This is a genomic window from Lysobacter enzymogenes (assembly GCF_023617245.1).
GTDB lineage: Bacteria > Pseudomonadota > Gammaproteobacteria > Xanthomonadales > Xanthomonadaceae > Lysobacter > Lysobacter yananisis.
Window position 1 is genome coordinate 5,622,450 of the sequence record NZ_CP067396.1, and the last position, 13,669, is coordinate 5,636,118.

A 13,669-nucleotide genomic window follows, 5' to 3' on the forward strand; every position below is an offset into this window, starting at 1 on the left:
ACATCCTGATAGTTCCACTCGTCCCTTTCTTAGGTATCTGTGCAGTAGCTGATGTTATCCAGCGTTAGCCACGCAACGTGGGCGCTGGGTGATAAGCCCACGAATACTTCGCCATTCGCCCGGATATCGATCCGGGTCGGCTCTGCTACATCGCTCAGCGTCGTCATGATCAACTGCGCGGAGGGGCGCAATGTTGCAGGTAGAACGAACACCACCGTCCCGCCTGCTCCACCCTTGACCACGCCCCGTAACTGCACACGGTTACCATCCTTTCGATAGCCGACCGCGGCGAACAAATCGCCGAAGTTCGTCCAAGGCGCGTTGAGCGTCGGCGCCACCCAAGCGCCCTTGCGCGCATCGGCTACCGCTGCGGCGGTACTTCGCCGGGTCTGCCCTCCTTGCACCACCGGCACGATTTCATCGCCGGTCAGCGCGCTCGCCGCCGGCAACTGGGACAGTTTCAGATTCGCCATTTCATTCCATCAGCAGGTAGTCGCCGGCCTCGGTCACCAACTCGTCGCCGGTCTCCGACCGCAGCAGGCCGTTCTTGAAGTCGAAGGTGTGCGCGGCCTTCTGCCAGCTCGCCAGGCCGTCGCGCGTCGAGCCGATCTCGGCCCGCACCCGGTACACACCTTTGAGCGTGGCGGCGTAGCCGGTGCCGGTGATCGGCGCTGGGCTGTCGAGGACCGTGCCGGCGATGGCGTCCAGCAGGCGCAGCACATAGGCCGTGCCGGCCTCCGGCCCGATCGATCCCTGGCCATGGTCGACCAGTTGGTCGCTCTGCAGGCGCCGGTCGCGATGCGCCCAGCCCACCACTAGGTCGCCGTCGACGGCGTCCGGGTAGCGAGCGCCCGCCAGTTTCAGATCGCCGGGCGGGTACGGCCGCGCCTGGCGCTGCATCAGCCGGACGCTGTCTGCCGGCGCAAGCGCGGGGTCCAGCTGCGCACTCGATGTGCGCGTCAACAGCTTGGCCTCGACGGTCTCGCCGACGCTGTAGTCTGTGGGGTCGGCTGCGGCGAAGTCGTCGTAGAACCAGACCCGGACGCCCTCGGCATGCGGCACCGGCACGGTGTCGGCGCACCCGCGCGCCAGCGTCGCGGTCTGGGCCTGCGGGTCGATCGCCACCACGCGGACCAGTTCCTCCTCGATCCAGGCGGCCGTGCCGACCGCCACCTGATCCAGCGCGCGCCCGGCAGCCAGTAGGACGGCCGTCGTCGTCGCCGACAACGCGCCAGCCAAGACCGCGGTCGGGCACCAATCGCCGGTGGCGGCCTCGCTGTAGGCGCCACCGCCTACGCGCGTGGTCAGGATGTAGTTCAGTGCCAGCCCGCCCGGCTGTTCGCCCACGGCCAGCACCACGCCCGCGTCCGCTGGCAGCGCCGCCAGCGCGGCCGGGTCGAGCGTGGCGGCCAGATCCCGGTAACCGGCCTCGAACAGTCGTCGCGTCGGCACCGGCTGCGGATTCCGGTCTGGCGGCGTCCACACCGGCGGCTGCGGCTGCACATAGCTCGTCGCCGGCAGGCCAAACACGTCTTGCACCGCCGCGACCAGAATGGCCCCCTCGGCCAGCTTGCCGTCATCGAACGTACCGGCGCGTAGCACCAGGGTGCCGATCTCGCGGAACGGATCACGGATGCAGAACACGCTGCCGGGCGCCAAGACGCCCCCGCGGCGGTCGAGCCGTACCTTGAATCGCTTCAACGCCGAGCAGGCGATCGACAGATCGCGGGTGCCGACCCGCGCCGCCAGCTCGGCGGTCGGCAAGCCGCGGTACTCGGTGGTGGTCGAGGCGACGCCGCCGGTGGCTTGAATGCCGGCCAGATCCTGCACGCGGATCTGCCGTTCTTCATCCAGGGTCGGGTCGTACCAAGTCACGATGACTTGATTGACCGCGCCGTCCTGCGCGCCGCCTTCGTCCTCCTCGATCGCCAGCAGGCCGGACTCGTAGTCGAACACCGGCAAGTCTTCGATCCGGTAGTCGTCGCGCAGCAAGCGCAGCGTCGAGCGGCCGGTGCTGCGGTCCGTATATTGCGCGGCGCCGATGTGGTCGATTACCACCTGCATGAAATCGCTGATCGAGGTCTGCCGCGCCCAGCGCAAGCACAGACCGAAGCCTTCGGCATGCAGCGTGTCGGCGGCGCGGCGGTAGCTGGCCTCGTCCAGCAGACCACGGTCCAGGCCGCGCCCCCAATCTCGATTCGTCAGGCACTCGACCAGAATGTGCGCCGGGTTCATCGCGCGGATGGCGCCATTGGCGAGCCAGATCACCGCCTTCTCGGGATACCACGGCGCGCCGTCCCACCCCGCCAGCGCGCGGCGCGCGCGTTCCTTCCACGGCTTGGGATACGGGTTGTTCGCCGCGATCTGGCCGTCGAAGTACTGCGTGGTGCTGCCGCGGAAGGCAGGCGTGGGCGTGCCGTGCAGCGCAGCCAGCGCCGGCAGCACCGCTTGGTCGGCGTCGCCCATCAGCACGTCAAGCGTGCCCTTGATGCCGCCCTCGCCCTTGTCGCCGCCGAACAGGTCGGGCTTGTTGATCAGGATGCGGCCGCTCTTGGTGATCGAGCCTTTCCAGGCTTCGCGGTCCCCGACCCGGATCTCGACAATCTCGTCCACGGGTCCTCGTGCGAGGCCCATGTGTAATCCGAACAGGTAGCGATGGCCGACCGTTTGCTTCTTGCGACTACCCACACGCCGCCTCCGCGTGCGCGAACGCGACCAAGTGCAAGCCCAGCGCGTCGCCAGTCGCCTCGATGAGCTCAGCGTCTATCCCGTCGCGGACGAACGCGCTCCAGTCCAAGCCGTAATAGGCGAACCACTCGCGCCCGCCTTGGGCGCAGAACCCAGGCCGCGCACCGAAGCCCGGCGCGCGGCGAAGATGGTCCAAGGTCACGATCACTTCTTGCCGCCCTTTTGCTTGATCGCCTGCGTGCGGTACTGACCGACGCCGAGGACCATCCAGTCGGAGATCCACACGTCGCCAAAGATCACCGCCTGCGGCGTGCCTTCGGTGGCCTGCGGGAACTGGAAATCCCCGAACGCGGCCGGCTTGGGCTGCGGCGGTTTCGGCCGTGCGGCCGCCGAGACGAAATAGCTGACCAGCCAGATCGCGAGTTGGACCCAGACATTCATTAGGAAGAACCCAATAGGGAGGTGGCTCCGGTCTCTAGAACACCGGCGTGCCGTCGAAGGGGGATTTGCCGGGCAGCCCCGGCACGCCGCCGTAGTTCGGGGCGTTGGCGAACTTGCTGTGGCAGACCGCGATGGTCCGGGCGCAGCCGGGATAGGCGACGATGGCTTGGCCGACTCGGAGACCATCGCCGGCGCCGAGCAGAATCAGCCGCTCGCCCTCGTGGAATCGGATGCCACGCCGCTCGATCCCGGCCTCGCCCAGATCCCAAGCCAGGAACCCGCCGGCCAACCAGCCATCCGGGAGCAGACCGAACGCACCCGCGGTGACGACATTGCCGGCGACCGTCACCAGCGCGGCCGGCACGCGGTGCGCCTCGGGGTTCACCCGGCAGTTGCGGTCGTAGAGCGTGTGCGGGCAGCCGCGCGTCCACGCCAAGCGCAGGCCGGGTTGGCCGAGCGCGGCATCCAGCGACTGGCAGCGGATTTCGCTCGTCTCCAGCGTGGGTCGATTGACCCCGGCAATGCGGCCGACCCACGACACGCGGGCGTCGGTGTCACCTTCGTGGACGTCGCGCACGACGACGGCGACCTCGGTCGACGGCGGCAAACCGCGATAGAGCCGGGCCACGTCGAAATCGCCCGGCGCGGTGATCGTCAGCACATCGCTAGCGACGTGGCCGGACTGGCGGATACCGTCGTCGCTGATCGCGACGGCGCGGAAGGTCTGCGTGTCCAACTGGAAGTCGCGATCGCTGCCCGTGTATCGCCAGCGCCGCCCTCCACGGGCGAATTCGTATAGCCGCCGCGGATTTCCCGCAGCGACTGAGCGCTCAAATAAGTCGTACACTCTGGGTTGTTCCACTGAACTGCGCGGCGGAAGACACATGTTTCAGCGCTAGGAGTAATGTCCTTCGCGGAATGAAGACTCATGGCTTCTGGAGAACGTTATGGCTCAGCAACGAGTAAAGAATTCGCTGATGACTTTGGTTAGCCCTATGGAATTTCCACTTCGTCTAATGACCGAAGCTGCGAGGTATGGAGCATTCTTTGTCATCCCCAGCGCCCTAGTCACCCTCGTAGTCAGCAGAGTAAATTCGCCGGCAGCAAGGTACTTTCACGATGCAGCCTGGGAGGCTGTTGGACCTAAGTTGTTCAACACGTTCGGGCTTGTGGCGGCCCTGGCAACCTGCGCGTTATTGTTCTTGCCCAAGCAGCGCACTTTGTCTTCTCTCGCATCAGGACTATGGGCACGGACGTTCGAGATCGGTGCGTTAACTCTCGGCGTGCTGCTTGGAACATTTGTCCATCTGTTGGCGACGGCCCCGTGGTCGCTGATCCATGTTCTCGCTGGTGCAATCGGATTGCCGCTTTGCGCGTGGATAACGGCGTGCACGTACTTTCTGGCAGTTGGCACGTCAAATTGTTCTTTCAAGAGCGGAATTGGCTCTCGGTGGGCCGCCCTGCCAGCGGTTTCTCATGTAATTGGGGGAACTGTCTTAGCACTAGTCGTCACACTTTCTTTGATTCTCACCCGCTGGTCTTGACGGCATCTGCATCGCGCACCGCACGCAGCATGATGGCGACATCTGCGGCTCCGTCGCTGTCGGTGTGGTGCTCGATTTCGGTTTCGTCGCTGTCGGCGCGCGACAGCGCCATGAAGCTGATCCGCTTGACGTCGCGCGGCCGAACCTCTGCGCCCAGGGCCGCGTTGAACGTGATCCGGTCCACGGCCTCGTCCAGGCTGACCGCGGCGGTGATGCGGCGATGGAAGGCGCGGCCGTCGCGCAGTTCGATGCGCAGGTCGCGGCGGCCCGGCCGAAGACCGCCGAACCGGGCAAGCCCGACGTTGGCCACGTCCGCCGCCGTCGCGGTGCCGGCGACGGTGGCGACCAGGACCAGGTCGTCGGCGTGGGTCGGCCGCCACACGGCGCGCTGGCGGCCCCGCAGGGCGTACAGCCAGGACCGGACCCGCGCCCGCTCCGCGCGACCGTGCATGCGCCAACGGTGCGGCTGGGTGACGGCCGCCCAATCCGCCGGGTCCAGCACGAACGGGGCGCCGAACTCGTTGTCCAGAGACAACAGCGCGCGCTGCCAGCCGGACGACAGCGATTCGGACTCGTCCGGACGATCGGCCAGGACGGGATGCCCGCGGTAGACTGGCGTATCAATAAGCGCGGGCCAATCGCAAGGCTCGACCACGTCAAACCGCACCGCAATCGAAGCCGCCTGATCGGTCAGGCGGGTGACCCTGAGCGCTTCGGCAAGACGGGCGGTTCGGACGGGGTACAACCGGGTGCCGCGCGGCCACGCGCGCGTCGTCGGATGCCGCAGGACGATGCGGTCAGCGCCGATCGATTCGATCTCGGCGACCTCGGTGTCGAACGCGGACGGTCCGCGCAGCAGCACCAAGCCACCGGCGCGGAAGTCCCGGTAAGTCGGATCGCAGGCCAAGACACGGATACCGAGCGCATGCTCGGTGCCCAGCCATTGCCCGTCCGGCCACACCGGCAACGCCCAGGTCCGTCCGCCCCAGCCGAACACGGCCAGATCCAGCAGGACCCGCTCACGCCCGTCCACGATCAGCGTCGCTTCGAACGAGCGCCGCGGCGTCGAGCGCAGGCCGCGCCGCTGCTCGACCTGCAGGGGGCTGGTCAGGATGTCGGTGCGCCAGGCCAGCCGCTCCAGCACGCCGCGCGACCAATCCGGCACGAACGCGAAGGCGACGATGCGCTGGCCGGTGATGACCACTGGCAGTTCGGGGAAGCCGTCGAACCAGAACGCCAAGGTGGCGCCGATCACCGGCGGACCATCGGTTCCGACCGCGACCTGCCAGGTCCGCTCCGACAGCGGGGCGAACGGCAGCGGCGGCACGCCGGGCGCGGTCAGGACGATGCCCTCGCCGCCCGACAGCGTCACCTCGGTCAGCGTCAGCGCCCGGCTGCGGAACGCATTCCAGACCCGCACGGCCCGGCGCTGGACGCTGCTGACGTTGCCGAGGTTCAGCACCCGCGGCTCGACGTGAATGCGGTCGAAAAAGTCATCGCCGAACAGCGGTTGCAGCGCGCCGCGGCGCTCGTCGCCGATGTGCTGGGGCACATCGACCGTCCGCACGCCGAAGGTCGGCTCACCGGCCAATGCGCCGCTGGGTCGGCCGCCCCAGAACGGGGGAGATCGGAAGTAATCGCCCTGACCGCTGAAGGTCAGCGGCCACAGGCCATGCCACATGCGATGTCCGCTAGTTACTCGGTGATGCGATAGGCATAGCCGTAGACCCCGCTGTTCGGGGTGCCGACCGGACCGTTCTTGCGGTGGACCGGAAACATCTTCCAGCGGTCGCTGCCCAACACCAGTTCCTCGCCGGGCGCGTAGCTGTCCAGGCGGATGAACCGAAGGTCGGGCGGATGACCGACGTCCGTGTTCAGATCACCGCCGCGCGGGACCGAACACCACAGCGGCTGGCCAGGCGCGCGGCCCGTCAGCGTGCTGTGCCCGATGTCCTTCAGCAGATTGATCGGCGCGCCCCGGCGGCGCCAGCCGCAGTACAGCGCGCGGCTATCGCCGCCTGTGTCCGAGACCCCATGCCAGCGCGGCGCGATGCCATCGAAGTCGGCGCGCACGCGCGTGGTCGCCGACACGTAGTTCGCCCAGGAATCATCGAACGCCATCGCGTGACGAACATCGTCGGGGTTGTTGATGTAGCTGGGGTCGTAGTACCACTGGCTGCCATAGACGTACTGGCCGGTGCTGACCGCGCCTGCTGTCACCAGCCGTCCCGTGCCGAAGTGCTTGAACGTGCCGGCTTGAGTCTCCAGCACGATGTGCAGGTACGGTTGCGGCGCCGTTCGGCAGAAGAAGTGAACCGCGCTGTACGGACCCTGGACATAGTTCGCCCAAACCGGCGCGCTGGCCTCGGCCTGAAGATCGGCATTGGCGTTCGCCGTGTAACCCGTGTGGCCGAACACGCCCACGAACGGCGGCGGTCGGCTGCTGTCGCCACCGCTGAGTTCGGTCAGAAGCGTCGCGTACAGGGAGCCCGCATGCACGCTCAGCGCCTTGCCGACCCGGACCGTGCGATCGCGCCAGCCATCCACCACCCAGCCATTGCTGTGGGCAAACACCCGCAGCTTGTCGAGCAGTTCGTTGGGGTCGTTCGCTGCGGAAGTCGCGTAGGCCATCAGTCCAGCTTTAAGGCGAAATAGTTGTCGGGGGAAATGCGAAAGGCATTCTGGAACGCCATCCAGGCCGCGCCGTCGTGGTCGATCCGCGACTCGGAGGCGGTGCTGAAGCCAGTGGTCCAGCCGCAGCCGTCGAACTCGCCCAGCGGATGCCGCGGAGACGAATTCCCCAGAACGAGCGGCAGTACCGGCGATGTGCCGTCCAGGTTCTCGCGAAGATTGGCGCGATCGCCCCAAGTGGACATCGCGCTGGGATAGACCTTGCCGGGCGTTTCGGTATCGCCGGTGTCGCTCGATCCAGAGGAGTACCGGTTGGCATGTACCCGCCACACGTTGTCCGGGTAGTTCACCGCCAAGCCATAGCGCCCCGGGTCAAAGAAGCAGCGAAAGCTGGCATCGGTCGCATCCGGGGTCAGCGTCTCGACGGAGCCGCAGGCGCCGATAGCGAGCGGGTACTCGTGGATCGAGGGTGGCTCGTAGGCGTTGATGAAGCCCAGGTATGCGCTCAGGTAGACCGTGCCGACGCGCGCCACGATCACCACGCGCTGGCCATTGATCGCCAGCCAGTAGGCGAAGGGACCGTTGCGCAACGGCAGTCCGCGCACGCCGCTGGCGTTGGTCTGCGTCCGCACGCCGCGCAGCGGATTGTGCGAGCGGAAGCCGTACCAGTTGAGGTTGTAGGCGGCGCGCGCGCTGTCCTCGTACAGTTCGGCGCCGATGAAGATCGCCTTCTGCCCGTCCAGCCCCGGTGCCTGCACGATCCATTGCGCCCGGTCTTCAAGGTCGAAGTCGGCGTTGAGATCGGTGTGGAAGCTGACATCGTTAACCTCAAGCGGGTCGGCACCGGCCGTGGCGGTGACCAGGACGCGCCAGAACCGAGCCGCCGCGGGCGCGCCGGTGATCGAATACGTCCGGCGCATGCGTGCGGTCGGCCAGACCTGGCCGGTCCAGGCTTGCACCCGAGACCAGGCCGAGCCGTCATCCGAGCGCTGCAGTTCGAAGGCTGCTGGACCGCGCGCGCCGCTGTCGCCGATGCCGAGCGTCATTGCCTTGACCGCGGCCGGACCGATCATCTCGATGCTGGCGTGCGCCGGCAGACCGGCGACGGGCAGGTTGCCCCAAGTATCGGTACGATTGTCGAACACCGCCGTGGGATTGGTCAGGTTCGTGGTGCGAGCGCTGGCATTCCGGCAGCCGTAGCGGCGCAGCAGCGTCCAGGCCGGTGACGTGTTCAGGGTGAAGCGGTCGCCTGACACGAACGGCGTCGATCCGGCGTTGATGCGGAACCGCAGCCGCTCGGAATCGAAGGGTTGACCGACCTGCGCAATGCCCAGATCGCCCGCGACCGCGCCGATCACCTGGAAGCGCTCGGTGTCGAGCGCGGTCAGGGTGAAGCCTTCGGCCACGCTGGCACCGCCGCCGCGGTAACCGCCGATGGCGCCGTCCGGCCCGGTCAGCGTGCCGTTGCCGGCGCCGACGTAGAGCAAACCCCAGGCGTGCCCCTCGGCGCAGAGCGCGGATTCCAAGCGATTGAGGAAATCGAAGTAATCGGTTGCCGTTCCTACTCGTAAGGTCATAGATGTTCAACCGAGATCTTGTCGAACGGTTGGGGCATTGGCCCGGATGGTAGAAAGAATCACCTGCCGCCCCGCCTGCGTTCCCATGACGTTGACGATCTCACGCGGGTCCAGATAGAGAACGTTGGTGATTTGCGAGGATCGCGAACCGGACGCGCTGGCCGCCGATCGCTCCGAGACGGACCTACGCACGGGCGCACGGGTCGTCGGCGCTGGCAACACGAAGCCCCCGCCGGCAAACCCGCGCAGCCCATCCAATGCGGCCATGCCTACGCGGTTGAAACGCTCCAAGAAGGACCGCGCACCCGGCTGGCGCACAACCTCCCGTCGATTGACGAACTCGCCGCGATGGACGATGCCGGCCGGCGCGTACTTCGGGCCGATCCCGGTAAAGCCGCCCGTCGCGAAGAATCCACTCGCGCCCTTAGTCGCATTGGCGGCCGCCAGCGTGGCCGCCGCGGCCTGCATGGCGGAGGCAGCCTTGAGCACTACACCGCCGGCCACGCCCAGTGCGACCGACGCGCCGGTGATCGGGGTAGCGTAGGCGGCACCCGCTGCTGCGGCCTGGACCGGGTCCGGCTGGGCGATGTCGGGCGTTTTACCGCCGCCCGCGATCTTGCCTACGACCGACATCAGCTTGGCGGTCGCCAGCGCTGCCAGTTGCTGCGACGCCAGCTGCGCCAAGGATCGGGCCATGTCCTGCACTAATCCCGTCAGCGCTTGTCGCAGCGTCAACGTCCCGGTGGCCAATCCTTCCAGCGCATTACCTAGGCCCGTCTCGAAGCCATTGGTCAGCGTCACCACCAGCTCATTCGATTGCGTTTTCAACGCGGCGACCTGCGCCGTCAGATCCTTGACCCGCTCGATGGCTTCGGGCGAGCCCGTCTTGGCGGCCAGCGCATCCATCTTCGGCAGCAACTGGTCGACCTCGGCGGCGGTGCGGCCATGCAGATCCAGCAGTTCCCGGCGCGCGCCGATCTCGGTCAGCAGCCTCGCCTGCTGGCGGGTCTGGATCGACTGTTCCTGGCGCGACTGATCGCCGAACACCCGCTCGATCTTCGCTTCCAACTCTTGCAGTTGTGCCTGCGCCGACTCGGTGTCGATGTGCAGGCGGAGTGTCGATTCACCAGCGACGCCCAGCCGCTTCATATCCGCCAGCAGCGGCGCGTACTGCGCCGTCAGCTCCCGTTCGCGCGCCTCCCGCTCCTTGCCCTGCACACGCAGCAACGCGTTCTCGGCTGCAGCGAGCGCCTCGGCCAATTCCTTTCGACGCTCGCCATCCTTCCGTGCTTGGTCGTCCCGATCCTTCTTATCCTTGGCGCCCTGCTTTGCGGCGTCCTTGCTGTCTCCTGACTTGATCTTGCCCGCGCCGTTGGCGATGGTTTTGGCGTTCGCCGCAAAATCCTGGGCGGGCTTCGGGTCGGCGCTGGTCGTCCACAGCAGTCCCAACTGCGTGTTGGCTTTGCCGATCTCGTCGGCCATATCCTCGCCGGCCGCGCGCCACGCCTCCGCGGTCTGCCGCGCCAGGCCCTTGGCCTCTTGGAGGGCCTGCTGCTGAGTGGCGAAGAACTGATCGGGTGCCGAAAAGTCGAACTGCGCAATCTTTCGCAACCCTTCGACGTAGGCGACCACCACCTGTCCGTTGAGGATGAGATAGCGCCCAAAATTCTCGACGCTGACCATCAGCGCCGCGATGACCCGGCCAATGATCTGGAAGCCGACCTTCAATCCGATCAATGCGGTGCCCACCACTCGAACGATGGAAACCAGGGCGTTGAGCTTCTGTCCTGCCGTATCCGTCGTACCACCCGCAGCGACCAGGGCAGCGTTGTAGTTGGAGATGAAGGTCGCGAGCGACGACAGCTCGGTGGAGAGGGCGCCGGCCGCGCCGGTCGCGCGCTCGGTGTCGCCGATGGTGATGGTGAACGCATTGCTCAGCTGCGTCAGTGCGCCGCCGATAGTCACGGGCAGCTTCGCGAACTCCTCGGAGATCGACTTGCCCTGGCTCTGGATCGCCTGAAGCACCACCGCCGTGGTCAGCTTGCCCTCGGCCGCAAGCTTCTTGAGATTGTCCGCGCCCTCGACGCCCAGGTCTTTCAGACCCGCTTTCAGCGCCTCGGCCAACCGCGGCGTCTGTTCGAGAACCGAATTCAGTTCTTCGCCGCCCAGCCGCCCCGTCGACAAGCCTTGCCCCAACTGCATCAACGCGGCCTCGCCAGAGGCTGCGGAGGTGAAGCTCAGCGCCACCGCCTGGGAGATCGTCTGCGTCAGGCCGAGCAGTTGATCCTGGCTCAGCTTGAGCGCTTGCGTGCTGCGCTCGACGCGGGCATAGAGATCGACTGTGGCCGCCAACGGCTGACGGGTCGCCTGCGCGATCTCCTGGACACCGCTGTACGCGGTGTTGAATTCCTCCTGGCTCTTGGTCGCCAGTTTCAGGCGCCCCTGCAGGGTGACCGCTTCGTCGGCCACGCGCGCGAGCGCCTGGACGGATCGCAGCGACAGATAGCCGGCGGCGATTCCCCGAATCTCGGACTGCAAGCCCGCCAGGCTGGCCTGCGCCCTGCGCCCAGCAGCCTGCGACTCGTTCGCGAACGACCGTACGCGAGCGCCGGCTTGTTGAAGCGCAGCATTTAGTGCCGCTGCATTGCCCTTGAGCAGAAGCGTGATCGTGGTATCGCGATTGGCCATTGAAGAGCACTAGTGAATACTGCCGCCGGCCCTTTGGAAGACCGCCAGCAACGCTTCCAGCGGCAGCTCCCGCTGGCCATAGCCGGCGTTCGGAAGCGACGCCCAGGTCTTGCGGGACTTCCGAACCGCCGAACTGATCCAGCCCTTCTTGATGTCGGCCAGCGACCCGTTCTCGCGCAGCAGTTCGATGGCGGCGCGGTCCTGCGAGCTCGGACCAAAGTCCGGTAGTTTCAGCCGGATTTGAAGGCTGTTCCAGGTCCGCCACAGGAACTGATAGCGGCCGGCAGCGGTGGAATGGATTCGATACTTCGGCAGCCAGATCATCAAGCGCGGATGCTTGGCGAAGTCGGTGAAGCGGTCGCCGCCCACCAGCACGTCGTATCCGCCAATGGCGCTGAATCGCTCGACCCCCTCGGCGTGCGCGATCGTGTCCAAGAACGCAACCACGTTCTGGCCGCCCGCCTGCTCAGCGGTCAGACGTGCCATCCGCGCCTCGCTGCTGGAACAGACGGCCAAACAAGCCCAGCACCAGAACGCCTGCGGTTACATACGTGGCGACCCGATCCGGTACATGCACGCGCAGGTCGTCGGGGATGTTCAGCCAGACGCCCTGCACCGCCAGCGCCAAGCTCATCGCCTGCACGCTCAAGAAGCGCCACGCATGGCGCCAGTCCTCGATCAACTTCATAAGGGTTCCCGAAGGGATTGAATAAGGGTGGTGACGTCAGCGCCGCCAGCGAAGCCGGCGTTCACGTCCTCGATGCGCTCGGCACGCAGCGCGCGTTCGCGCTGAATCGCGGCGCGATAGAACAAGGCGAGTTGGCGCGCGGTCGCGCACTCGATCCAGGACCAGTCGTGGCCGTGATCGATCAGGGTGGCGAGGACGCCGGGCCAGTCGCTGCCGGGGCCGCTCGCCGCAGTTCCACCGCCGCCAGCACGCGCTGCAGAAAAAAATCCGCATTGACCGCCCAGAACGTCAGCAGCAACAGATCGCCCTGCGCGCCGGGCAGTGCCTGCACCCACTCGGGGGGCTGATCGCAGGCTTGTGCGAGCAGCGTGATCGTGGCGGTCGGATGCGCGGCGCAGATCCGGTGCAGCCGCCCCAGATCGACATTGCCGTCGTCCGTGTGTTCGACCAGGTCGGCGACCAGCGCCGCGATCTCGGCATGCAGTCGCAGGCTTTCGAAGAAGCCGATTTCGCGCACGGTGACGTTGCGCCCGCCGATAGGCAGCGTGCGACTCGGCTCCAAAATCGTCAGGTCGTCGGCCGCTGGCGCCCGACGCTTCACCTTGCGCGCCATCAGCCGGCCACCAGCTCGATCCGGCCGAAACCACCCAGCTCGGGGTCCAGCGCGCGGGATTCATCGAACAGCGCGGCGCCGGAGAGTTGCAGGCTGCCCCACTCCTCCGAGATCAACGCCAACTGCTCGATGGGATTGAACGTCAGGCGATACAGGGTCACCTTGGCGCGTTGGCCGGTGACGGTGTTGATGCCGTCGAGGAACAGCATCCGCTCCGGCGGCGGGGTCGTGAACAGGGCGATGTTGACCGTCGCGCCGTACTGGTAGGTCGCCTTGTAGGGCTGGGTGAAGCCATCGACCTTCCGCAGCCCGATCACGCCGGCCGTCGGCGACTCGGTCCACCAGTTTGCCGGCGGGATCGTCACCGGGGGATTGGCGCTGTCGGTCAACGACAGCTCGCTGATGTGGCCGCGATCGAGCGCGACCAGGTCGCCCGCCTTGAGGCTCGCCGGCAGCAGTTCGTTGCTGACCGCGCCGGCAGGCACGGTCGCCGGCAACGCGTACAAGCCCTCGGCCAAGTTCTCCGGGGTGGCTTCGTCCAGCGTCAGGTTGACGTTCGCGGTCTTGGATTGGACAAGACGGCCATACAGCAGGCGATTGCCGCTGAAGGATTCGAACTTGTCCGAATTTTGGACTTCCAGGGCGAGTTCCAGCTGCGGGGCGTTGCCGACCCAGCGCAGCGGACCGGGCTTGCCCGTGGACTGGCGCTGGGCGAGGTAGACCTTGCCTTGGAAAGAAAACAGATTCGGCGCGGCCATCGGGTCGCGTGCTCCTATATATAAGGTGTCGAAGGCCGCCA

The 13,669-nt window shown here is 66.7% G+C and carries 12 protein-coding genes; all 12 read right to left on the bottom strand.

Annotated elements, in window-relative coordinates:
• Positions 1–29: 29 nt before the first annotated feature.
• Positions 30–473, bottom strand: a complete 444-nt coding sequence (locus tag JHW41_RS23430) for a hypothetical protein (protein ID WP_250447895.1) — start codon at positions 471–473, stop codon at positions 30–32.
• Position 474: 1 nt separating this feature from the next.
• Entirely contained in the window at positions 475–2,613 is a 2,139-nt protein-coding gene (locus tag JHW41_RS23435) for a phage tail protein (RefSeq protein WP_250447897.1), read from the bottom strand.
• A 279-nt stretch (positions 2,614–2,892) separates the two neighbouring features.
• Positions 2,893–3,129 (bottom strand): hypothetical protein, encoded by a 237-nt coding sequence (locus tag JHW41_RS23440; protein WP_057945746.1) that lies wholly within the window; start codon positions 3,127–3,129, stop codon positions 2,893–2,895.
• Positions 3,130–3,163: 34 nt separating this feature from the next.
• Positions 3,164–3,865: a phage BR0599 family protein gene (locus JHW41_RS23445; RefSeq protein WP_428995421.1), complete on the bottom strand. Its 702-nt coding sequence runs from the start codon at positions 3,863–3,865 to the stop codon at positions 3,164–3,166.
• A gap of 791 nt (positions 3,866–4,656) precedes the next feature.
• Positions 4,657–6,354 (bottom strand): hypothetical protein, encoded by a 1,698-nt coding sequence (locus tag JHW41_RS23450; protein ID WP_250447901.1) that lies wholly within the window; start codon positions 6,352–6,354, stop codon positions 4,657–4,659.
• A 14-nt stretch (positions 6,355–6,368) separates the two neighbouring features.
• Positions 6,369–7,304, bottom strand: coding sequence for a hypothetical protein (locus JHW41_RS23455; protein ID WP_250447902.1), 936 nt, complete (start codon positions 7,302–7,304; stop codon positions 6,369–6,371).
• Positions 7,304–8,881, bottom strand: coding sequence for a hypothetical protein (locus JHW41_RS23460; RefSeq protein WP_250447904.1), 1,578 nt, complete (start codon positions 8,879–8,881; stop codon positions 7,304–7,306). Before JHW41_RS23460 ends, JHW41_RS23455 begins: the two co-directional genes overlap by 1 nt.
• Positions 8,882–8,887: 6 nt before the next feature.
• A complete protein-coding gene (locus tag JHW41_RS23465; RefSeq protein WP_250447906.1) occupies positions 8,888–11,569 on the bottom strand; it encodes a tape measure protein in 2,682 nt (893 codons plus the stop codon).
• 9 nt (positions 11,570–11,578) lie between these two features.
• Positions 11,579–12,055 (bottom strand): glycoside hydrolase family 24 protein, encoded by a 477-nt coding sequence (locus JHW41_RS23470; protein ID WP_250447908.1) that lies wholly within the window; start codon positions 12,053–12,055, stop codon positions 11,579–11,581.
• The gene (locus JHW41_RS23475; protein WP_250447910.1) at positions 12,036–12,257 is read right to left on the bottom strand and encodes a DUF4175 domain-containing protein; all 222 of its coding nucleotides are present in this window, start codon (positions 12,255–12,257) and stop codon (positions 12,036–12,038) included. Before JHW41_RS23475 ends, JHW41_RS23470 begins: the two co-directional genes overlap by 20 nt.
• Before the next feature lie 181 nt (positions 12,258–12,438).
• Complete coding sequence (locus JHW41_RS23480) at positions 12,439–12,870, bottom strand: DUF6631 family protein (protein WP_250447912.1); 432 nt, start codon at positions 12,868–12,870, stop codon at positions 12,439–12,441.
• On the bottom strand, positions 12,870–13,628 hold the full coding sequence (locus tag JHW41_RS23485; RefSeq protein ID WP_250447914.1) for a hypothetical protein: 759 nt from the start codon (positions 13,626–13,628) through the stop codon (positions 12,870–12,872). Before JHW41_RS23485 ends, JHW41_RS23480 begins: the two co-directional genes overlap by 1 nt.
• Positions 13,629–13,669 lie beyond the last annotated feature (41 nt).

What these genes read in the sequence shown, in the direction of transcription:
- JHW41_RS23480 (WP_250447912.1), bottom strand. Translation starts at nt 12,870, where the DNA reads ATGGCGCGCAAGGTGAAGCGTCGGGCGCCAGCGGCCGACGACCTGACG.
- JHW41_RS23450 (WP_250447901.1), bottom strand. Translation starts at nt 6,354, where the DNA reads ATGTGGCATGGCCTGTGGCCGCTGACCTTCAGCGGTCAGGGCGATTAC.
- JHW41_RS23470 (WP_250447908.1), bottom strand. Translation starts at nt 12,055, where the DNA reads ATGGCACGTCTGACCGCTGAGCAGGCGGGCGGCCAGAACGTGGTTGCG.
- JHW41_RS23485 (WP_250447914.1), bottom strand. Translation starts at nt 13,628, where the DNA reads ATGGCCGCGCCGAATCTGTTTTCTTTCCAAGGCAAGGTCTACCTCGCC.
- JHW41_RS23475 (WP_250447910.1), bottom strand. Translation starts at nt 12,257, where the DNA reads ATGAAGTTGATCGAGGACTGGCGCCATGCGTGGCGCTTCTTGAGCGTG.
- JHW41_RS23465 (WP_250447906.1), bottom strand. Translation starts at nt 11,569, where the DNA reads ATGGCCAATCGCGATACCACGATCACGCTTCTGCTCAAGGGCAATGCA.
- JHW41_RS23460 (WP_250447904.1), bottom strand. Translation starts at nt 8,881, where the DNA reads ATGACCTTACGAGTAGGAACGGCAACCGATTACTTCGATTTCCTCAAT.
- JHW41_RS23440 (WP_057945746.1), bottom strand. Translation starts at nt 3,129, where the DNA reads ATGAATGTCTGGGTCCAACTCGCGATCTGGCTGGTCAGCTATTTCGTC.
- JHW41_RS23430 (WP_250447895.1), bottom strand. Translation starts at nt 473, where the DNA reads ATGGCGAATCTGAAACTGTCCCAGTTGCCGGCGGCGAGCGCGCTGACC.
- JHW41_RS23455 (WP_250447902.1), bottom strand. Translation starts at nt 7,304, where the DNA reads ATGGCCTACGCGACTTCCGCAGCGAACGACCCCAACGAACTGCTCGAC.